The sequence below is a fragment of the Butyricimonas muris genome (assembly GCF_046365375.1).
Taxonomy (GTDB): domain Bacteria; phylum Bacteroidota; class Bacteroidia; order Bacteroidales; family Marinifilaceae; genus Butyricimonas; species Butyricimonas muris.
The window spans coordinates 309,982-331,243 of the sequence record NZ_JBKEIT010000001.1 but is presented as its reverse complement, the minus strand read 5'-3'; the positions used below and the strand labels follow the sequence as shown (position 1 = coordinate 331,243).

Annotated in this window: 13 protein-coding genes and 1 tRNA gene; 7 read left to right on the top strand and 7 right to left on the bottom strand. The window is 45.0% G+C overall.

What is annotated here, in order from left to right; all coding sequences use genetic code 11:
- Positions 1 to 70: 70 nt before the first annotated feature.
- Both ACK8P8_RS01345 and nfo read right to left on the bottom strand, forming a co-directional pair.
- The gene (locus tag ACK8P8_RS01345; protein ID WP_369860033.1) at positions 71 to 1,288 is read right to left on the bottom strand and encodes an exonuclease SbcCD subunit D; all 1,218 of its coding nucleotides are present in this window, start codon (positions 1,286 to 1,288) and stop codon (positions 71 to 73) included.
- Entirely contained in the window at positions 1,285 to 2,130 is an 846-nt protein-coding gene (gene nfo / locus ACK8P8_RS01340) for a deoxyribonuclease IV (RefSeq protein ID WP_227214888.1), read from the bottom strand. Before nfo ends, ACK8P8_RS01345 begins: the two co-directional genes overlap by 4 nt.
- Before the next feature lie 449 nt (positions 2,131 to 2,579).
- Here nfo and ACK8P8_RS01335 point away from each other — a divergent pair, with 449 nt between their 5' ends.
- From ACK8P8_RS01335 to ACK8P8_RS01315, 5 genes are all read left to right on the top strand, one after another.
- Positions 2,580 to 4,157, top strand: a complete 1,578-nt coding sequence (locus ACK8P8_RS01335) for a peptide chain release factor 3 (RefSeq protein WP_369860032.1) — start codon at positions 2,580 to 2,582, stop codon at positions 4,155 to 4,157.
- A gap of 11 nt (positions 4,158 to 4,168) precedes the next feature.
- Positions 4,169 to 4,483, top strand: coding sequence for a DUF3784 domain-containing protein (locus ACK8P8_RS01330; protein WP_369860031.1), 315 nt, complete (start codon positions 4,169 to 4,171; stop codon positions 4,481 to 4,483).
- Positions 4,484 to 4,745: 262 nt separating this feature from the next.
- On the top strand, positions 4,746 to 5,951 hold the full coding sequence (locus tag ACK8P8_RS01325; protein ID WP_369860030.1) for a DUF3575 domain-containing protein: 1,206 nt from the start codon (positions 4,746 to 4,748) through the stop codon (positions 5,949 to 5,951).
- A 7-nt stretch (positions 5,952 to 5,958) separates the two neighbouring features.
- Positions 5,959 to 7,002, top strand: coding sequence for a DUF6562 domain-containing protein (locus ACK8P8_RS01320; protein WP_369860029.1), 1,044 nt, complete (start codon positions 5,959 to 5,961; stop codon positions 7,000 to 7,002).
- A gap of 120 nt (positions 7,003 to 7,122) precedes the next feature.
- Complete coding sequence (locus tag ACK8P8_RS01315) at positions 7,123 to 10,218, top strand: DUF6562 domain-containing protein (RefSeq protein WP_369860028.1); 3,096 nt, start codon at positions 7,123 to 7,125, stop codon at positions 10,216 to 10,218.
- Between the two features lie 110 nt (positions 10,219 to 10,328).
- On the opposite strand, the gene ACK8P8_RS01310 is transcribed toward ACK8P8_RS01315, so the two are convergent.
- Positions 10,329 to 10,952, bottom strand: coding sequence for a DUF4923 family protein (locus ACK8P8_RS01310; RefSeq protein WP_369860027.1), 624 nt, complete (start codon positions 10,950 to 10,952; stop codon positions 10,329 to 10,331).
- Between the two features lie 184 nt (positions 10,953 to 11,136).
- Positions 11,137 to 11,209 (bottom strand) — tRNA-Thr (locus ACK8P8_RS01305).
- A gap of 118 nt (positions 11,210 to 11,327) precedes the next feature.
- Between ACK8P8_RS01305 and ACK8P8_RS01300 the strand changes: the two genes are divergently transcribed.
- Positions 11,328 to 11,900 (top strand): phosphatase PAP2 family protein, encoded by a 573-nt coding sequence (locus ACK8P8_RS01300; RefSeq protein WP_369860026.1) that lies wholly within the window; start codon positions 11,328 to 11,330, stop codon positions 11,898 to 11,900.
- Positions 11,901 to 12,014: 114 nt separating this feature from the next.
- Positions 12,015 to 14,846 (top strand): TonB-dependent receptor, encoded by a 2,832-nt coding sequence (locus ACK8P8_RS01295; protein ID WP_369860025.1) that lies wholly within the window; start codon positions 12,015 to 12,017, stop codon positions 14,844 to 14,846.
- A 45-nt stretch (positions 14,847 to 14,891) separates the two neighbouring features.
- On the opposite strand, the gene ACK8P8_RS01290 is transcribed toward ACK8P8_RS01295, so the two are convergent.
- The 3 genes from ACK8P8_RS01290 to ACK8P8_RS01280 all read right to left on the bottom strand — a co-directional run bounded on the left by ACK8P8_RS01290 (position 14,892) and on the right by ACK8P8_RS01280 (position 21,259).
- A complete protein-coding gene (locus tag ACK8P8_RS01290) occupies positions 14,892 to 17,471 on the bottom strand; it encodes a beta-mannosidase (protein WP_369860024.1) in 2,580 nt (859 codons plus the stop codon).
- Positions 17,464 to 19,098 carry a beta-N-acetylhexosaminidase gene (locus tag ACK8P8_RS01285; RefSeq protein ID WP_227214894.1) on the bottom strand — a complete coding sequence of 545 codons (1,635 nt, stop codon included), beginning with the start codon at positions 19,096 to 19,098 and terminating at the stop codon, positions 17,464 to 17,466. The genes ACK8P8_RS01290 and ACK8P8_RS01285 overlap by 8 nt, the downstream gene beginning before the upstream one ends.
- A 61-nt stretch (positions 19,099 to 19,159) precedes the next feature.
- Positions 19,160 to 21,259 (bottom strand): KamA family radical SAM protein, encoded by a 2,100-nt coding sequence (locus ACK8P8_RS01280; protein WP_369860023.1) that lies wholly within the window; start codon positions 21,257 to 21,259, stop codon positions 19,160 to 19,162.
- Positions 21,260 to 21,262: the final 3 nt, after the last annotated feature.

The window sequence follows — 21,262 nt, the reverse complement described above, 5'->3', positions numbered from 1 at the left end:
AATTGAAAATTGAAAATGAGAACTCTTGATTTCGATTTGATAGCTTTTTATAATTTTCCATTTTCAACTTTCAATTTTCAATTGATAAAGTTTCTTTAAACAACGCCATAATCTCGTCATTCGGTTCCTGCCCTTTACGACGACGAAAATACTCGGCGAAAAGAGCGTTCACGTCAGAACGCAAATCATGTATCGACGCCACCCGTTCATCGGAAACCGACGCTTCTTTCACCTCCGGAATCAAACACACGATACCGTCATGCGCCTCGTGTATCGACTTCGTTTCAGCGGCAGTCAGGTAAGTATCGGTCGCTACCGTCAATTCCACCCACGCCTCGGGATGCCCCGCCAACCAAGCCACAGCCTGCTCCACCCCCTCGAAACGCACCCGCACCAACGGACGCCCGCTTGTCAAACGCCGCTTCTCGAAACGCACCTCTTGTCCCGGCTCCGCCTCCACGAGCGTGACATATTTATTCTGCTCCGCCTCGCTAAAACTATATCCCAGAGGACTACCGCTGTACACCGCCGGACAAGGCACCGTGTCCACCACTTGCCAGCGATGCAAATGCCCCAACGCCGCATATTGTATCCCGTCGGGTATCAATGACGTGTACACCGCATCCGCCCCGCCGATATTAATCGGACGTTCATCCTCGGGTTCCTCCGGCATATCTCCCCCTTCCCGCGCCACGTAAAGATGCGTCACCAACAAATTCACTCCCGCGTTATCACAATACTTCGCGGCTAACGCTCCCCAATGCTCCCGAAGCACGGCACGCAATCCCTCCTCCTGCTCCTCGACTCCAAGAAATCGACACAAGCGTAGACTATTGGCATAAGGGGTATGCATCACCCGCAAAGGATACTCGTATCCCGGCAACCGAAATTCGGAAATTCCCTCTTCCGAACGCGATAACTCAATCCCCCCGTCCGTCACCGTGGAATTAAAATGAACCTTCGGGCTACCCACGAAAAAGATTCCATGCTGACGAGCCAACACGTCGGGCGAATCCACCCGATCGGGCGAATCATGATTCCCCGCGATTGCCACCACCAACCGCTTGCCCCCGTTCGCCAAGCGATGCAACGCGCGATACAACAATTCTATCGCCTCCACCGACGGGTTAAACGTATCGAACAAATCCCCGGCAACAACAACAACATCCACGTTCTCCTCTTCCGTGATTCGCACAATTTCATCCATTACTTCTACCTGCTCCTGTATCCTTTCCCGCTCGTTCAAGCGTTTTCCCAAATGCCAGTCCGAAGTATGTAATATTTTCATTTTACAAATCCTTTCAACATCTTGATTTCCTCCGGCCATAACGATTCATCCGGTGTTTCCAGAATCAAAGGAATCCCGTCAAACCGCCCGTCTTGCATGATCCATTTGAACGGCTCGATACCTAACGTTCCCTTACCCAAACTATCGTGACGATCGACACGGGAACCCAACTCTTTCTTGGCATCGTTCAAGTGCATTCCCCGCAAATATTTAAACCCGATCACGTTATCGAAATGCTCGAATGTTTCCGTGAAACCGGAAGAAGTTGCCAAATCATACCCCGCCGCGAACGAGTGACAAGTATCAATACAAACCCCGACACGGGTTTTATCTTCCACCTTATCGATTATATAGGCAATCTGCTCGAATTTGTAGCCCAAGTTAGAACCTTGTCCTGCCGTATTCTCGATCACGGCAGTAACCCCGCGCGTCCGTTCCAATGCCATATTAATCGACTCCGCTATCAATGTCAAGCAAGCCTCATCGCTAATCTCCTTCAACGTGCTTCCCGGGTGAAAATTCAACCTGTCCAAACCCAACTCCTCGCAACGCTTCATTTCATCGAAAAATGCCTCTCTGGACTTCTCCAAACTCGCGGCTTCCGGATGCCCGAGATTAATCAAGTAACTGTCGTGCGGCAATATCTGTTTAGCCGTGTAACCATACTGCTCGCAACGCTCCCGAAACAGCCTTATACTATCTGCCGACAGGGGGGCAGCCTTCCATTGTCTTTGATTTTTCGTGAACAGGGCAAAAGCCGTTGCCCCAATCTCGTGCGCGTTAACCGGTGCGTTTTCAACTCCTCCCGATGCACTCACGTGTGCTCCTATATACTTTTCCATATCTTCCATTTTAGTTTTACAAAACTACGATTTTAAAAGACAAAAGTTAAATTTCACGACAAAAAGTTCGTCCCTTCAAGAGCACCCTATCTCTTCCCGAGACAAACGAGTGAATGCAAGTATCCTTTTTCTCCGGTATTTAAGTTAAAATAAGCCATATAATATATACAAAATATAAATATTATTTGTAGTTGGTTTATACCATCTCCTATTCAACTCCCATTCAACTCCTATTCATCCCCTATTCTAAAGGTAGAATAACAGAAAATTAATTGAAATTGAATAAAATTTGATAATTAAGAGATACATTATATCAATACAAATAATAACAAGAAGATTATTGAACACGCCAGAAACTTACCTCATCTCCCCACGCACCCCGGGTATAAATTTAAAATTTATTTCTATCTTTGCACCCGCGAAAATAAAATCTAAAATCATCAAGACAAATGGGTTTCAAGGAAGAGATTTTGAAAAGACGGACATTCGGTATTGTCAGCCACCCGGACGCGGGTAAAACTACATTAACGGAAAAACTATTGTTATTCGGGGGTGCTATCCATATAGCAGGTGCCGTAAAATCAAACAAAATTAAGAAAACGGCAACTTCCGACTTCATGGAAATAGAACGCCAGAGAGGAATCTCGGTTGCCACATCCGTTATGGGTTTTGAATACAAAGACGTTAAAATCAATATTCTTGACACTCCCGGCCATCAAGATTTCGCCGAAGATACTTTCCGGGTACTGACGGCTTGCGACAGCGTAATTATCGTGATTGACTCCGCCAAAGGTGTCGAGAGCCAAACCCGCAAACTCATGCAAGTATGCCGGATGCGCAAAACCCCGGTCATCGTGTTCATCAACAAACTCGACCGCCCGGGACAGGACCCGTTCGACCTGTTGGATGAAATAGAAAAAGAACTTCAAATTCAGGTAACCCCTCTGAGCTGGCCTATCGGCAACGGAGACGTCTTCAAGGGTATATACAATATACATAAAGAAAACTTGTGCCTTTACTCCGCCAGCGTGCAGACCATACAAGACGGGATTGAAATTAACGATATAGATTCCGATGAACTGGATAACCATATCGGTGAAAGATCAGCCTCCAAACTGCGTGAAGATTTGGAACTCGTGCGTGAAGTCTACCTCGCCGCAGACAGGGAAGCCTACCTGCAGGGGCAACTGGCACCCGTGTTTTTCGGTTCTGCCTTGAACAATTTCGGTATCCGGGAAATGCTGGATTGTTTTATCGAAATAGCACCTACACCCCTCCCGCGTGAAACAGAGGAACGTATCGTGTCGCCGGAAGAAGAGAAATTTACCGGTTTCGTCTTTAAAATACACGCCAACATGGACCCGAACCACCGTGACCGTATCGCTTTCGTGAAAGTTTGTTCCGGTACATTCAAACGTAACACGAATTACCTCCACGTGGGATTAGGTAAAAACCTTAAATTCTCGACTCCGACTGCATTCATGGCTTCCAAGAAATCTATTATCGACGAGGCTTATCCCGGTGACATCGTCGGGCTGCATGACACGGGAAACTTCAAAATCGGCGATACCCTCACGGAAGGAGAAAAACTACATTTCAAGGGAATACCCAGTTTCTCGCCGGAATTATTCAAGTATATCGAGAATGCAGATCCCATGAAATCAAAACAACTGGCAAAAGGCATCGACCAACTAATGGATGAAGGTGTCGCCCAGCTTTTTGTCAACCAGTTCAACAACCGGAAGATCATCGGAACAGTGGGTGCCCTTCAGTTTGAAGTCATCGAATATCGTTTGCTTCACGAGTATAGTGCGGCTTGTCGCTGGGAACCGATCAACCTCTACAAGGCTTGCTGGATTGAAGCATTGGACGACAAGGAACTGGAAGATTTCAAGCTTCATAAAGCACAGTATCTTGCCAAGGACAAATGGGGACGGGACGTGTTTCTTGCCGAATCGCAATACATGCTCCAAATGGCACAAAGCAATTATAAAAAGTTAATATTCCACTTTACCTCTGAATTTTAAAACAAGAAAACATGATTGTTTTGATTTGTGTTATTGCCATTTTTTTAGTTCTCGCCATTTTACTGTTACGCGGTAAAGGAGCGTCCCTTATCGCTGGGTATAACACAATGACAAAAGAAGAAAAGGAAAAGTATGATTCCAAAGCGCTTTGTAAAAGTACAGGAAAACTCATGCTTTCCCTTGTTTTTTGTATATCACTTATGCTTGCCTCCGAAATCTTTTCGCTATCTTTTTTACGCGTCATCGGGGGCATCGGAATACCCGTGTGTATAATTTTTTACCTTATTCACGCTCGAAACGGGGAAAAGTACCGTAAATCAAACTAAAAATTTAAAATTATATAGCCCATCTCATTGTCCCCGAAGAGGGGATTAATACCTCTCATTTTTATACAAAACTTAAAAGGGGGAAATATTATTAAATCATCGTTTATTAATGCGCAAATATATCAACATTTTTCGAAAACACAACTATATAGATAGCTTTTCGTTAATTTTAATATACAATTAATTGCGAAAATGACATCACTCGTGACAAATTTTCGATTTACAGTATCATTAAACGATCGTTTAATGATACTATATCGACATGAGAAACGTAAAGAGAAACAAAACTTGGCAACATTCCGGATACCGCATGGTTTACGGGAAGACACGAACACGCCAATACCAGAAATGCGCCTTACAGATGGCTTATTACTCACTTGCGCTTTTCGCGTTATTGTTAGTCCAAACGCCCTCTTTCGCCTACAATACCCACATGCGAGACAGTTTGGCACAAGATACGGTCATATTCCACTTCTCCCCGGGCGAAAAACTATTCCTCAAAAACTATAAAAGAAATAAAACAGCCATCGAACTCCTCGGTCTGTCTATCCGCAAGCATCGTCAAGAGATTGAAAATGGGGACATCAAAGTGCGGGTGCTCAGTTTTTGCGACTCGTTCGGCTCACCTGATATCAACCTACAAAAGACTAGGAATCAAAGCAATCAAGTAAAAAGTTATTTTATCATCCACGAGAGAATGAAGGAGCATCATTTCCAAACCACTAACACTCCCAACCGGTGGCATAACGTGGCGGACTTGGTTACCGTCAGTTACTTGTTTCGGGTGAAACAAAATGAAGTGGTAGCACTATCTATCCCCCCGAAAGAGGAACTTATCGCGAAAAAAGAATCTACCGATACGATTATACCGGAACCGACCTCACAGGTTGAAGTCAAAGACGTTCCCCAACCGGATACGACAACTCTCCTCGTGCCGAAACCCGCGAAGGTAGCCTCGCTCGAACGGCACCCGTGTTACCAATGGGCAATAAAGACGAACGTTGTCTACTTGGCAGCCACGGTCGCCAACATCGGCACAGAGATGGCTTTCAACAAACATTACTCAATGGATCTCTCTTTTATTTACAGCCCCTACGCCGTGGCACGGAATTACAGTTTGCGTTTTCTCGCCATTCAACCGGAATTCCGTTACTGGCCAAACTCGCCGATGAAAGGGCATTTCTTCGGTATCCACCTCAACATAGGGGCGTTTAACATTTCTGTAGACAGAGAGAACCGCTACCAATCACCCGATGGTTTCTACGGGGCAGGAATCAGTTATGGCTATGCACTCCCCTTCACCCGTCGCTGGGCAGCCGAGTTCACGATTGGCGCAGGTTACATTCACACGAAATACGATACATTCTATAATATCCCGAACGGCGCCCGCTACAAGAAAGACACGCCATACAACTACTGGAGATTGACGAAAGCCGGCATCAACATGGTTTATAAATTCGGTAAATAAAGGAGGCATGGACATGAAGAAACTAGCTATCTATATCGTTTGCCTACTCGTTCTCGCCATGACAGGGTGCGGCAAGACAATTCTGGAGTCCCCGAAAGACGGGGGTGTCGACCCCACGCTGGTGAACGTAGACCTGACGTTTGAAACCGACCCGAGCATAGAACCCTACACGTCGTCGCGTTCCGAAACCGCAAATGCCGGTGAACACGACACACGCTGGATCATCGAGGTGTTCCGTGACGAGATCAACGGCACTCCCGCTGCACGTCGCGTACTCTGTTGCAACCCGACGGTCGACGGCAAACATACCATCAGCACCTCGCTGCCGTTGCACGCCGCAAAATATTACATCGTGACATGGATGGATTACGTGCAGGACGGAACGTTAAAAGACAAATACTATACCGTTAACTCGCTCGCGTCCATCAGCATCCCCGAAACCAAGGCATATACCGGCAACAACGACTACAAAGACACGTACGTCGCTCGCCAAGAACTAGACTTGACGGGGTACCGCAAACAATGGAACGCGACAGTGAAACAGACCGTCACGCTCCAACGCCCGATGGCAAAGATCGAGTTTATCACCACCGATCTCGACAAGTTTCTCGACAAACTTTCCGAACGACTGTCGAAAACCGGAACCACGGCGGACAACAAACTCTCCCGAACGCCCGATCTTTCCACGATTCGGGTAGAAGTGGAATACACCTGCTACTTCCCGTGCGGTTTTAACGCCTATACCAACAAACCAAACGACGCCCGGTTAGGAGTGGCGTTCAGCAGCAATATAATCCGGCTCTCGGAGAAAGAAGGACACCTTGCCAGTGACTATATCTTCGTGAACGGCACGGAATCGGCGGTAACGGTCAAACTAACCATCCGCGACAGCGAAGGCGTCGTGCTCAACGAAATAGGCGGAATCAACGTACCCATCACACGCGGCAAACTGACAACAATACGCGACAAGTTCCTGACACGCAGCTACTCCCCCGGTATCGGCATCGATCCCGACTTCGACGGCGAAATAGACATTGTTATACCAGACTAAAAAAGATACACTAATGAGGTTGATAAACAACAAAATTTGAAGAATATATATATAAACCGTTGAGTTACCATCTTCCATGAATTTCCATGGGATAGTAATTCACTAAAAACTCAATACATTATGAAAAAATTATTCTTAATCATTGCAAGCCTTGCATTTACACTTGTAGCTTGCCAGAAAGAAAAGATCGAAGGACTTGATGCCGCGAACTCGCAAACGATCAGCGTGACCATCCCGCAAGCGGGTACCATGAGCCGTGCAGCCGGTGACGGAACACAAATAAACCGCTGTATCTTGGAAATTTACCGGAACGGGGAATTGTACGGGGAACGGAAGATTGCAACCGTATCCCAAAACCAAGCCACTTTCTCCGATTTACGCTTGGTGACCTCGCAAACCTACGACTTCGTGTTCTGGGCAGATGTCGCGGGGGAGAGTAATGCGGATAAGCACTACACCACGGCAAATGGCCTTACAGCTATCAAGGCAAAAGAGTACGCCGGGAACAATGACGAATTCGACGCATTCTTTGCCAAAAAAACGCTCAAAGTGACCGAGGCTTTCGCGGAAGAAGTTACACTCACCCGTCCTTTCGGGCAATTGAACGTGACAACAAATGACTTGAGCGAGATCAAAGACGCAAGCTTGAAGCCGACCCATGTAAAAGTAAATTTCAAAGCCGTACCCACCGAGTTCAACGCACTGACGGGAGTGGCGAGCGCTGAAACTGCATTAGAGTACACCGCGACCGTATCCAATGGCAACACCGGTCTGTTGACCATCGACTACATCTGGGCAACACCGGAGGAGGGAAGCACTTTGGCTGACTTCTCGATGACGTTTATCAACAACAAGACCAATATCACCACCAACGACGCATTTCACAACATCCCCATCCGCCGCAACTACAAGACCAACGTGTCCGGTAACCTGTTGACGAAGAAGGGAAGCATGAGCGTGACCATCAACCCGGAATTTAATACCCCCGATATCGAGAGTAAGATTGTCGAAGTGGGTACCACGGCTGAGGTGGCACAAGCCCTCAAGGATGGCGCCACCAACATCGTGGTAAAAGAAGCACCCGCCACGGATGCAGTCACAATCAGTATTCCGAAGATATACGAGGAAAACAACGCCGTACAACTCGCCATCTCTATACCTGCCACGGAACAGGAAATAACCCTCAATTCCGGTGAAGAAGAAACCAAAGCTCCTGCCGCCGTAACACTCGCCATTCCATCCGCCAAAAAGGTGACCATCAACCTTCCCGAGTCAACCGTAACCTTAAGCGGAAGTTACGAGGAAATAGACGCCACCACGGCTGATAACACATTGGTTATCCCGGAAGGAGTCACAGTAAATAAATTGAACGTGAAAAAAGGTAACGTCGAGATTCTCGGCACGGTAGGCGAAATCTCTTTCGAGGAAAGCGCCGGCATAGTAACAACATACGCCGTAGGTGATGTAGCCACCCTGAAGAAAGCCGTTGACCTAATCGGCACGAAAAAATGTACACGCATCGTGCTGACAGCCGATTTGGATATGCAAGGCAACACATCCAACCCGTGGGTACCGATTGACACAGAAGGCAAAGCCTTCAAAGAATTGGATGGAGCGGGATATACCATCAGTAACCTCTACGTGGACAATTACACGGGAAACAGCAATGACAAGGGGTACTACTATGGCGGACTGTTCTACGTGCTCCAAGGTACGGTGAAAAACCTGACCATCGACAAAGCTACCGTAACTTGCCATCGCGGAGGTGCCTTAGTCGGACGCATGGACCACGGTACGATAGAAAACTGCCACATTAAGAACGCTACTATCACCAGCTACCAAAAGGTAGCCGGCTTGGTCGGATTCATCTGTAACTCCGATAAAGACATCACCATACGCAACTGCTCGGTAAACGGTTGCGCCCTAAAAACCACAGCCCCGGCAGAAGGACTTTACCAAACGGGCGGTTTGATAGGTTACATCCAGTCATTCGAACGCAACGTGACGGTTGAAGGCTGCTCGGTAAGCAACATCTCGTTCGACAAAGTGTACGAATGTGCAGAGGATGTAAACGACCGTGTCTATGAGATGGAACAATGCTATTCCCATGCCTTTATCGGCACGATAGCTAACTGTTCATCCCAACCGGAGGCTTACAGTAAGTACACAATCGAATTGAAGAACAATACCGTGGCACAACAAGCCGATAATATTCCCACCTGCGACCGCACTGATAACTACATCGGTTGGTGGGCTGGTGACTACAATATCGGCAGTCGTCCTTATGCCCCGAAAGTGATTGTCGACGGCGTTGCCAAAGACCGGTACATCGAAGTGAACCGCTTGGTTAAACAAATCGAAGCGGGCGGCGAAGTGACCATTCGGCGCTATTACGACCTGTCGTCTATTGCAAGAGCTATTAATATTACAAAACCGACAACCATCACGCTTCACCAGAGCAATTCCAATTACGCAGTAGAATCAAGCCACGAGGATGTTTGTTTCATCAACACCAGCGAACTGACCATCAAAGGCAACGACAAGAGTGCTATCAACTTCAAAAAACGCGTGGTGGAAAACAAAGGAACCTTAACTGTCGAAGGCGGTCATTACACGACGAACACCATCGGTTCGGGTACCCTGTTCTGGAACAATGATGCCAAGGCTGTGATGACCGTAAAGAACGTGCAGGCTGTTGCCTCAAACTTTGCCATTGCCGGTGGCGGAGAGATTCATATTGAAGGCGGATACATCCGCTCCACATCCACGAACTTGAATGGACCAAACACGTGGGCGTATTGCGTGCGTGCTCAAGATGGTGGTAAAATGACTATCAAGGACGCTACTGTCGAGGGCGTACAGGGAGCCATTGCCTGTAACGGAGGCTCACATATTCTACTCACGAAGGTGAAAGCATTAGCAAAGAAGACACCTAATCAACCCCAAAATGATGCATTCTATGCACTTTACGCGGCATGGAACGGCATCATCGAGGTTGAAAGCGGCGAGTTCTACTCCGACCGCACGCCTTGCTGCCTCGCTTCGGATGAAGACCAACCCGGCACACCTATCGGAGGTTTTATTTTGAAAGGAGGAAAATACAGCTCGAAACCCTATACCAACAAACCTTCCAATATGGAATGGAGTCCTGCCGAAGGGTACAAATATAATGAAACCGGCGACGTGACTTATCCTTGGGAAATTATCGCAGAATAACCACTCCACCCGGGTACAGAATTAAATTCCGGAGTTTAAATATTTAATAAATCGAAAGGGGAAGGTTTTTTGCACCTTCCCCTTCACTTTTTCCTATATAAAAACAAGTGCTATTTCTTCATCTCGAACCCGAGAAGCATTCCGTCATACCCATTTAACAGAGAAGTTAAAGTAGACGATGTGTCAGATTTCTTCACCATTGACGACAGCACCTTGACAAACTTCATCAACCCGTCGACATTAAAAAGCATCGAAATCTGATCTCCCGATTTTGTCAGTTGTACTTCTGTCCTCTTCACGGTGAAAGCATTTCCCAGCGTGTAATTCAACACAAGTACCCTATTTTTCTCGTCTAAAGAATAAGTTCCCTTCAACGTCTTCTTCCCGATAACATTCGTAAAAGTACTGTCACTGTTAAACGTGTACGAAAACTTACCGGGAACGATACCCGCTTTCGTGTAAACAGCCGTGATCTTCTTCTCCAAAGTGGAAGACATAAGCGTCCCTCCCACCTCTTTCAATTTGTCATCGCTCGTCATCTTACACGCGGGTTCCACGTAATTCCAATTCCCTTGCAAATCAGAAAACTTGATCACATTTCCCGTAAGTGTATTCACCACATCCTTTACCGTGGAAGAATTCAAAATATCTTTCCACGACTGGGCATTTCCATTCTTTGCCCCCAACAAAACACAACAAGTCAATAGACTCAAAAATAATCTTCCTTTTTTCATAAACACAAGTAAATACGTATAAATTAGTATATTCAGACCTAAAAATCCATATAATTCTCAGATACAAATGTAATAAATTTACTTGTCACACGAAAATACACCAGTATTTGGATTATTCCAAAGTAAGAATTAATACAAAAATAAAAGAGAGATTGCTTTCAACATAAACAATCTCTCTTTCATGAGCCAATTTGGGGACTCGAACCCCAGACCTACGCATTACGAATGCGTTGCTCTACCAGCTGAGCTAAATTGGCGATAACGGCTGCAAATGTACGACTATTTTTGAAATTTGGAAATGATAAATCATTTTTTTTCGACTTCTTGTCGCACATTTTTTTATACATTCGCGGTGAGTTTTTAATAATCAACAAGATGAAACAACAGCCTTTCGCGAAAAAAAAATCACTCTGTCTATTTTGTAGCCTATTTTTTCTCTTGAATATAATATTCATCCCCCGTCTATCAGCCCAAAAGAAAGCGATAGAAACTTCCGGTGATATCATTTACTACGCGACTCCTGTCGCTTGCCTAGCAACAACATTATTGAAAAAAGACTACCAAGGCACTAAACAATTCGTCTTTTCCGCCGTGACCGCCGTGGGAGTAAGTTATATTCTAAAACATACCATTCGGAAAAAACGCCCTGACGGTAGCAATCATCACGCTTTTCCGTCAGGACACGCGACAGTTACTTTTCAAGGAGCCTCATTTATACAACGGCGTTACGGCTGGAAATTCGGAATCCCCGCCTATCTCCTTTCGGGATACGTGGCTTGGACCAGAACTCATTGTGACCGACATGACTGGTGGGACATTCTATGCGGGGCTGCCATCGGTGTCGGAAGTAGCTATATATTCACTAAGCCATACGGAAGGAGCAGCATCTCCCTCTCTCCCACGATTATCGAAAAACGACCGGGAATACACGCTTGTATCACTTTCTAACAAACTTCTAAATTATTTGTTAAAACAGTATTTAAAGAAATCATAAACCCGCCTTTTATTATGGCTGTTCCATAATATTATATCTATTTTTGTTTAAAATAGAAAAGAAAAATCATGCTACACCATATTTTCAAAATAGCCTTTATTTTACTGATGACCGTTAGTCCCGTGTCACTACTGGCTCAAACGCAGGTAAGGGATACGGTAAGAAAAGATACTGTCAAACAACAGGAAAAGAAAACCGTCGTACACACGATTAAAGGTGTTATCGTCGGGGATTCGGATGACGATACATTACCGGGAGCCCATATATACTTGGGAGCCGAAAAGAAACCTACCACGGTAACGGACGCCATGGGCGAATTCACGCTAAAGGATATACCGGCAGGGGAAGTAATCGTTACCGCCTCTTATGTCGGATTCAGACCCACGACCAAAAAATATCTGGTAAAAGCGGATACAAACGTGGGGATTATTAAACTTTTACCGGAAGAACTGGATGAAGTTGTTATCACGGCAAAACCGCCTCTTATCATCCAAAGAGGCGATACAACCGAATTTAACGCGGCAGCCGTGAAAGTCCCGGAAGACGCGGAACTGGAAGATTTATTAAAAAAATTACCGGGGTTTGAACTCGTGGACGGCAAACTCATGGCAAACGGAGAAGAAGTCAAACGCATCTATATTGACGGCACGGAATATTTCCTTGATAACCCGATGGCAGCCCTACAAACCTTACCGGCAAATATCGTTTCTAAAATCAAGATGTTTGACGGGAAAAGTGAGGAAGCGAATTTCTCCGGTTACAATGACGGTAAGAAATTCCGCTCTTTGAATATTGAAACCAAGAATCCGGATCAATTAAAAATATTCGGTAAAGCCGGATTAGGTTACGGCATATCGGATGATGTCGAAGATTCTTTCAAAAACAACAACTACAATCTGGACGCGAACGCAAACGCGTTCAATCGTAAACGCAGATTCTCTATCCGGGGAAGTTTGCGTAACACGAATCAAGGTTCGGATTTACCTAACGCCTCTTACAAGGGAAAAGGGGGACATAACAGGGGTAAAAACTTCGGCATGGACTTTTTCAATACTTTCAAAAAAGGTCTGGAACTAACCGGCGGTTATAGTGGTAGCGATAACGAATCCTACTCTGCCAGTTCTACCCGACAGGATTATTTCCCATCAGAAAGTTACCAAAGTAAAATTTACGAGAACGAGAATCACTCTTGGTCCGAGAGTTCCAGCCATAGCGTCAATACCCGCTTCAGTTATGAAATCAGTGAAAAAGACAGGATCAGCTTCTCCCCGTCATTCTCGTTACGCAAATCGGATAGCCGCTCCATCAGATTGGGAAATAGTATTCAAGACGGTGATACATTAAATATCACAAATGCCAAAAGCCAAAACCATAACGATTCTTATTCTTTCGGTGGAAATTTCTCGTGGATGCATGGGTTTGCCAAAAGAGGACGGACATTAACGATAAACGGAAATATAAATGTCAGTGACACGAAAAGCGACGGGATACAACAAGACAGTAGTATTATCAACAAAAGAGATACTTTGCGTAACCTGATCAACAGTACAAAAAGCTTTTCAAATTCATTAACAGGTTCCGTATCCTATTCCGAACCTTTGACCGAACACGCCCGTTTATCTTTCAATTACTCGTTAAGTTACAGTCAGGACGAATCGGATAAAGAGAGTATATCTTATAAAGACGCTCTTTTTACCGAAATCATAGGTATTGACACCTCTCTCACGAACAAAATCAGTAATACCAGAATAAATAATAGTATCGGGGTCAATTACAATTATTACAAAGAAAAATTCTCGTTCAACGGGGGTGGTTCCATTAATTTATCCAGTGAAAAAAACAAATACGAGTATTTAAACGCCCCGGATTCACTCGTGAAAAATAATTACTTGAATCTTTCTCCTCAATTCAATTTCAACTATTCTCTGACAGAAAGAAGCAATTTAAACTTTAGCTATAATGGAAATACAAGTTCACCCAGTGCAAGTCAACTGCAAGATGTATTGGACGTCAGTGATCAGTTAAGTGTATCCAAAGGTAATCCCGATTTGAAAAAAACATTTTCACAATCAGCCTCTCTCAGTTTCAGCAGTTCAAAAATTTCAGAAGAAAAATTCAACTTTCTAAATATAGGGCTTAATTTCAATAACTCGTTCAATAATATAGCCACCGCTACCCAATTTATCGAAAACGATACGGTTATCAATGGTTACGAGATATTGCGCGGAGCCCGGCTTTCCACGCCTATAAACTTAAATGGTCAATGGAGTATCTCCATGAATTCCAGTTACTCGTTCGGGATCAACGCTCTCAAATTAAGATTAAGCCCCTCCTTATCTTACAGTTATTCCAGAAGCCCGTCGATCTACGATAATATCAAGAATATTACCAATTCACACAGGGCCTCATTCAATCTAGGGATCACGAGTAATGTTTCAGAAAACTTGGATTACAATATTCGCTCTTCAACCTCTTACACTTCTTCAACAAGCACGACAACGGAAGGGTCCAGTTCTTTCAGTCAATCCGTCAACGCTAACGTCAAATGGGTATTCTGGAAAGAATTCATTCTCGCCGGAGATTATTCTTATAGCTACACGCTAAGTAAAAAAGGCGGGAATATCAACCAATCCAATAGCATGTTAAACATGGAGATCGGGAAGAAATTCTTAAAACGGAAACAACTTCAAGTAAGATTCAAAGCAATGGATTTATTGCGCCAAAGGAATTTATTGAATTACAGCATCCAAGACCTTTACACGCAAACCAGATACAGTACAAATACCCAGAATTATTACATGCTGACGATATCTTACCGCTTTAACACGATGGGAAGTAAAAAAGCTGATAGAAAAAGAGCAGGAGAAAACTCTCCCCCGGGATATTTCGGAGAATTTTAATAAAAAACAAGAGCCATGTTCAAAAATATACACGGCTCTTATTTTTTATCGTAGATAACGGTACTGTATCCGTCTTTCAATCTCCGCAAGAGGAATATCTGTCTTCACGTTTATTTTATACGTCCGTCCCGGCAGTATATCGATATAATTATCCGAAAAGAAAGCCGTACTATCCGGCAAAACAAACATCACGTTACATGCCAATTTATCTGCCGTTACCAAAATATACTTTTGCTTCCCCTCTTCCCGAGCCAGAATCGACAATTCCGGTTCTTGGGGCAAATTCAAATCTTTATGATACTCGAAATACACGTTTTTCTCATCCACGTTCTTTCCTCCCGCTGTCAAACGAACCACGGCAAAGACATCCTTTCCACTAGCCCCCCGAAGTAAAAAAGAACGCTTCATACCCGTTAAAACAATTGATGTATTAGCCGGAATTTCAACATTGGACTTCTCCGAATAGATAATTTTCCCCGAGAAATCCATCACATCAACACTCAATTCAGCTTCCACGGGTTGCAAACGGTCGCTGACAACATACACGAGCATACTGTCATTCCGCCACTTCGGGGCAACAATGAGCTCTTTAAAACAATCACGCATCACGTAATGCGCCGCTTTCCACTTGTGGTAATAATCCGTGGTCGACCAACTGGCGACAGGCCAACAATCATTCAATTGCCAAACAAGCGAACCCATGCAGTAAGGCATATTCCGGCGATGCGCCTCGATAGCCATTTTCGTCGAAAGCCCTTGCAAGACGTGCGTCATATAAATAAACTGTTCGAAATCAGTCGGAACCCGGTAATACATTTTCATGTAATCCGAAATACGCCCGTTACCGATATAACTCCGCTGATGTGATTTCATCACGTCCGAGTTAATATCATAATCCTCCGGTAAAGCATAGGTACGTATAGTACTCATTTCCGGGAAAGACTGGAACCCGTATTCACTACAAAAACGAGTAGTCACCTCGTCATAACTCTCCAATGGACGGAAACCGTGCCAAACACCCCAATAATGCTGGTCGCCGGAAGTCGTTCCGTCCAACCCGTGCTGAGTCGGTTCCGGTCCCGCCATAGGGGAAGAAGGCCAGTAATCGCACCCGGGCATATATTCACTCACCACGTGCGGTAATAAATCGTGAAACACGTCATAATAAGCCTTAAACACTGTATCCTGTTGTTCTTTCGTGAATTGCTGTTTCCAACCCCACCCGCCGGGAGAACCGTGACGCCATGCCAACGCATTTTCATTATTACCACACCACAGGGCTATACACGGGTGATTACGTGTCCGCACCACGTTATCAATAGCTTCTTCCCGAACATTATCCAAAAACTCCTTGTTCCCCGGATACATCGCGCAAGCAAACATAAAATCATGCCACACCATAATCCCATACTTGTCACACAATTCAAAGAAAACATCATCCTCGTATATTCCGCCACCCCATATCCGCAACATATTCATGTTAGCATTCGCGGCATCGGAAACCATTTTCTCGTACACCTCTCGATTCGCGCGAGGCAGAAAAACATCATTCGGTATAATATTCGCCCCTTTGGCAAAAACGGGTACACCATTCAATTCAAAACCGAACGATTCGCCCCATTGATCCTTCTTCCGTACCAATTTCAATGATCGCAATCCGGTCGTCACCTCTTTCTCGGCAACAACACCTTCGACACCCGTCACCCGCACTTTAAAAGAATACAAGTTTTGCTCCCCCAAACCGTTACTCCACCACAACCGGGGACTCTCCACCTCAAAAGGCACGGAAACGTTGTTTTCTCCCCGTTCCAAGCTCTTCTTACCGGAAGCCAAGACTCTCCCGTCACTCGTAATCTCAATTTCGACCTCTTGTCCGACATCCGCCTTCACGCGAATATCCGCACTTAAAGTTGCCAACTCCCTCGTGACCTCCGTTTGTTTTATATACACGTCCTCCACTTTCATACCACTCCACGCCTCGATGATAACCGGACGCCATATCCCCGAAGCCACCAAACGAGGTCCCCAATCCCAACCATAATGATAAGGAGCCTTACGGGTGTACACGCTTACCCGATCCTGTCCCATTCCCCCTCTTTCACTTTGATCATTATCTGCCGGCAATCTCAAACCGTAACGCTTCATCTCTTCCAACCCTCTCGCAGTGGGAGAAGCGAGTACAACACGCAATTCATTATCCCCGGCTTTCAATTTACCGGAAACATCAAATTTCCACGTACGGAACATATTATCCGCGGAACCGATACACTCACCGTTCAAGTAAATATCAGCGTACGTATCCAATCCTTTAAAAACAAGATATTGATTTTTCTTGTTTATCAGCTCATCATCAACCGAAAGCTCGGTTCTATATTCCCAATCCTTCTTATCAATCCACTGCAATCCGAGTTCATTCATCCGATAAAAAGGATCTTCTATTCTCCCGTTTGCCAGCAAATCCGTATGCACTGTCCCCGGAACAGTTGCCGGAAGCCAGTCGCCACTATCCTTTTGACGGAATTGCCAACCGGAAGAAACCTCCGTTCTTATCTCCTTCTCCGAAGAGCATCCGAGAATCCCCCCGATGCTACAACAGAAAAAGGCAAACCATAATATCTTATTCATTCGTTTTCGGCTCCTGCAAAATATGTTTGGCAAAATTATATCCCAAGGCGTCATAACGTTGCGTTAACAACTTGGCTCTATTCAAGAAACCTGAATAATCTCTTCGCGCTTGCGAAGTCCAAGCCACCTCTGACAACGCCGCCATACGAGGCAACAACATGTATTGAGCGTGACTGAAAGTCGTGATATACTCTGCCCACAAATTAGCCTGCACACCAATGATTTTTGCTGCCTCCTCGGGAGTCAACCCTTCCGTGGGATCCAAGCTATACACTTTCTCCACGGGTACGTAGCCACCGATACCGAAAGGCTCATCCTCCACCGGTTTCGCTTGGTAATAATCAAAATAAGCGTAATCATTCGGTACCATAATCACCTCGTTCCCCCTCTTCGCTCCGGCTATACCACCGCTCTTACCTCTCCACGACATAACAATAGCTGTCTTGGAAACATCGCCTTCCAAAATTTCATCCCAACCGATAATCCTCTTCCCTTTCGTCTTCAAAAAAGCTTCAATCCGGTGAACCACGTAATTCTGCAACTCGTACTCCTCCTTCATATTCTCCTTTTTCATTCGAGCCTGACATTTCTTACATTTTTTCCACTCGTCCCGCGGGCACTCGTCTCCCCCGATATGAATGATATCAGACGGGAATAACTCGGCAACCTCGGTCAACACCCCTTCCCAAAACTCAAATGTCTTCTCGTTTCCGGGACAAAAAACTTCCGGGAAAACACCCCACATCTGGCAAACCTCGTAAGGACCACCCGTGCATCCCAATTCCGGATAGGTTGCTAACGCAGCCAAAGCATGCCCGGGAAGTTCGATTTCCGGGATAATTGTAATATAGCGGTCAGCCGCGTATTGAATGACATCTTTTATCTCCTCTTGCGTGAAGAAATACGGCCCGTAAGGCTTCCCGTCATATTTTCCGGTATTTTTACCTATCACGGTTTGTTTACGTTGACTGCCTATCCGGGTTAATTCCGGGTATTTTTTAATCTCGATACGCCACCCTTGGTCATCCGTCAAATGCCAATGGAACACGCTCAATTTATGTAACGCCAGCATATCGATAAAAGTCTTCACTTCATCCACCGTGAAAAAATGTCTACAAACATCCAACATCGTACCCCGGTATCCCAAGCGAGGTTCATCTTGAATCCGTACATTCTGGATTCTTATTTTGTTCATTTTTTCCCCTTTCTCTATCCCGACAGGCATCATCTGCCGCAAACTCTGCATGGCGTAAAATACTGCCTTTGAGCTTCCACCTTGAATATGAATAGCATTCTCACTCACGGTCAACTCATAAGCATCAGCTTTCATGGAAGGATCAACAGTAATGTTCACTGCATTACTCTTGGCAGCACCTTTCTCGATCTTTAAAGGTGTCCCGAAAGATTTTTCAGTCAATGTACTAAGGAAAGTACAAGCGGGAGTCAAATCCTCCGCTCCTTGCACAACGTTAATCACCGTTTTCGGGGATAGTTTGAAACCACCATCCTCAACAGCCACACTCTGGGGTTGAGGAATAATATTCACCTCTTGATTAGGTTCTCCGGCACATCCGGCAAGCAAAATAATACACAATACTACGATTGAAACTAAATTGATCTTTTTCATAAACGTATTTTTTAAACACAACAGCCAAGATAGCCTAAAATTTACAAATACGCAATTCTTTTTAAGACTCTATGATCAAATTTGTAAAATCATCCGTGATACCCGTGTATTGCTCCGGATACTCGAACAAAGCAAAGCGGGATTCCGTGTGCCCTTCCGAGTAATGCCATATAGAAAAATAGTCTTCAACATTCTCTCCTAATTCTTCCAACTGGCGTAAATATGCCGCGATAGATTTATTCTCCACGATGTAAATATCCCCGATATTATCCACACCGGGACTATGTCGACGATTCGCGTCCAAGGAAAAACGTAAAATTCGCTTCCCTTGTTTAGTCAAACCGGCTGTCACAAAAGTCATACTTTTTCCTATCCCCGGCAGATTCATCACGTTCCGGTCGGTAGCCAAGAAGGGTTGACCATATTTCTCTAATAAACGAACCAAACCGGGATTCAGTAATTCCGGACGCTTCAATATATCCAACACCTCTTTCTCCAATTCCGGGGACAAACGACCGTATATTTTTTCTTCCTTTACCTCTTGCATAGAGCGACTGTTCGGGGCAAACAGAGCATAGTTCTCACCAAAGCCTTTCACTGAAAAAGTATAATAAGTCAAAATTCCTATTTTGTTCAATTCCTCCCTCAACCTTGCCGTGTGTCCCCGGCGGGATGCCGCCACGGTAAACACGAGTTGATTCGTTATAATCCATCCGGCATCCAGCAAGCGTCGTACCGCACGTACCACATCTTCCGTGATCTCCAACGGCGATTCAAAATGCGTTTGCACAAAAAATTGTTGTATCCCCGCACGAGTGGCTTTCTCCCGAAAACGTTTCAAGACATCAATCAATCCATCATCAATCCGACTCGGCAAATACGCCAATAAACGAGAACCCAATCTCACCCGCCGGATTTCGGCATATTTCTCTCCTTTAGTCCGCTCCCTGTTAGCCTCCCGTTTATGAACCGCCATCCGGTAAACGGCATCCAGAATTTTCTCCAACGTCGAATTCTGACTCATCAATGCATCACCTCCCGTGATCAAAATATCCCGTAATTGAGAATCATACTCGTAATAAGTCATCAACCGCTCCATCTTTCTCTCCCATCCTTCTATCGGCTTCAAGCGATCCAAGTTAAAATTCAGATGCCCTTTTTGAAAATCATACATCCGTTGGCAAAGAGCGCACAATCCTCCACAAGCACGCCCCATCGAATCCGGAATAAAAATAGCCACTTCCGGGTAACGACGGTGAATATTTGTCGAATTTGGCAATAACCAACCTGCCGCGTTGGGCTTACCGGCTTCCACGACATCCTCTTTCTCCCAAGCCTGAATATGTCCGAAATTCTCTACCAGTTCCCGAGAATAAATCACGTAACTCCGAATCGTGGAATCATCATACCCGTTCTCTTTCACGCTCAACAGGGATAAATAATAAGGCGTCACGAAAAAAGGTATTCCTTTCCGCTTTGCATCATGCAGGATTTGCATCGTTTTGTCAGATAACGTATGATTCAAAAACAGATTCAATTCATCCGGTTCCCGTATTGCCATCGTCAAATGAAATTTATAGTCTTTCCACCATTCGTCTATCAGCCTCATTTTGTCCTCTTCACTCGTTTCCGCGGCAAAACGATAACGGGAATTCATTTTATCCCGTTGCTCTATTTTACGAATTAACAAATAAGATATTCGCTTTCTATTCTCCCGGCGTTCCTCGGCAACATCTTCATCCGTACCCACTTCCCAACGTTCTCTCCAATTCTTGCATTGCTCTTGATCTGACAATACATCAAAGCTATTTTGAAACTGTTTAAACAAAAAATACCTGTCGATCAAAAAGTCCTGATGCACATCATTATCTTCCCCCCGCAAAGCCTCCCATAACCATTTTATCGGCTCGTACCGGATTTTCTCACCCGTCGAGAAATCATGAATATAACGGGAACGATTCACGAACATGCGAAAAAAACGCCGTATAGAAAGAGGCGAAGGACGTCTGATTAGAGTCGCTCGAATATATTCTTTCAAAAATTGCTCGAAGACTCTCCAATCATCGCTTATCCTTGCGTTATGCAATATACTCGGGAAGTCCTTTTCAAATAAATCTATTAATTCGGTATACGAATATTTCAGTACATTTTTCAGCTCCACGTT

Bases quoted from the DNA above. Each gene is read 5' to 3' on its own strand.
- ACK8P8_RS01345 (WP_369860033.1), bottom strand. From the start codon at position 1,288: ATGAAAATATTACATACTTCGGACTGGCATTTGGGAAAACGCTTGAAC.
- nfo (WP_227214888.1), bottom strand. From the start codon at position 2,130: ATGGAAAAGTATATAGGAGCACACGTGAGTGCATCGGGAGGAGTTGAA.
- ACK8P8_RS01335 (WP_369860032.1), top strand. From the start codon at position 2,580: ATGGGTTTCAAGGAAGAGATTTTGAAAAGACGGACATTCGGTATTGTC.
- ACK8P8_RS01330 (WP_369860031.1), top strand. From the start codon at position 4,169: ATGATTGTTTTGATTTGTGTTATTGCCATTTTTTTAGTTCTCGCCATT.
- ACK8P8_RS01325 (WP_369860030.1), top strand. From the start codon at position 4,746: ATGAGAAACGTAAAGAGAAACAAAACTTGGCAACATTCCGGATACCGC.
- ACK8P8_RS01320 (WP_369860029.1), top strand. From the start codon at position 5,959: ATGGACATGAAGAAACTAGCTATCTATATCGTTTGCCTACTCGTTCTC.
- ACK8P8_RS01315 (WP_369860028.1), top strand. From the start codon at position 7,123: ATGAAAAAATTATTCTTAATCATTGCAAGCCTTGCATTTACACTTGTA.
- ACK8P8_RS01310 (WP_369860027.1), bottom strand. From the start codon at position 10,952: ATGAAAAAAGGAAGATTATTTTTGAGTCTATTGACTTGTTGTGTTTTG.
- ACK8P8_RS01300 (WP_369860026.1), top strand. From the start codon at position 11,328: ATGAAACAACAGCCTTTCGCGAAAAAAAAATCACTCTGTCTATTTTGT.
- ACK8P8_RS01295 (WP_369860025.1), top strand. From the start codon at position 12,015: ATGCTACACCATATTTTCAAAATAGCCTTTATTTTACTGATGACCGTT.
- ACK8P8_RS01290 (WP_369860024.1), bottom strand. From the start codon at position 17,471: ATGAATAAGATATTATGGTTTGCCTTTTTCTGTTGTAGCATCGGGGGG.
- ACK8P8_RS01285 (WP_227214894.1), bottom strand. From the start codon at position 19,098: ATGAAAAAGATCAATTTAGTTTCAATCGTAGTATTGTGTATTATTTTG.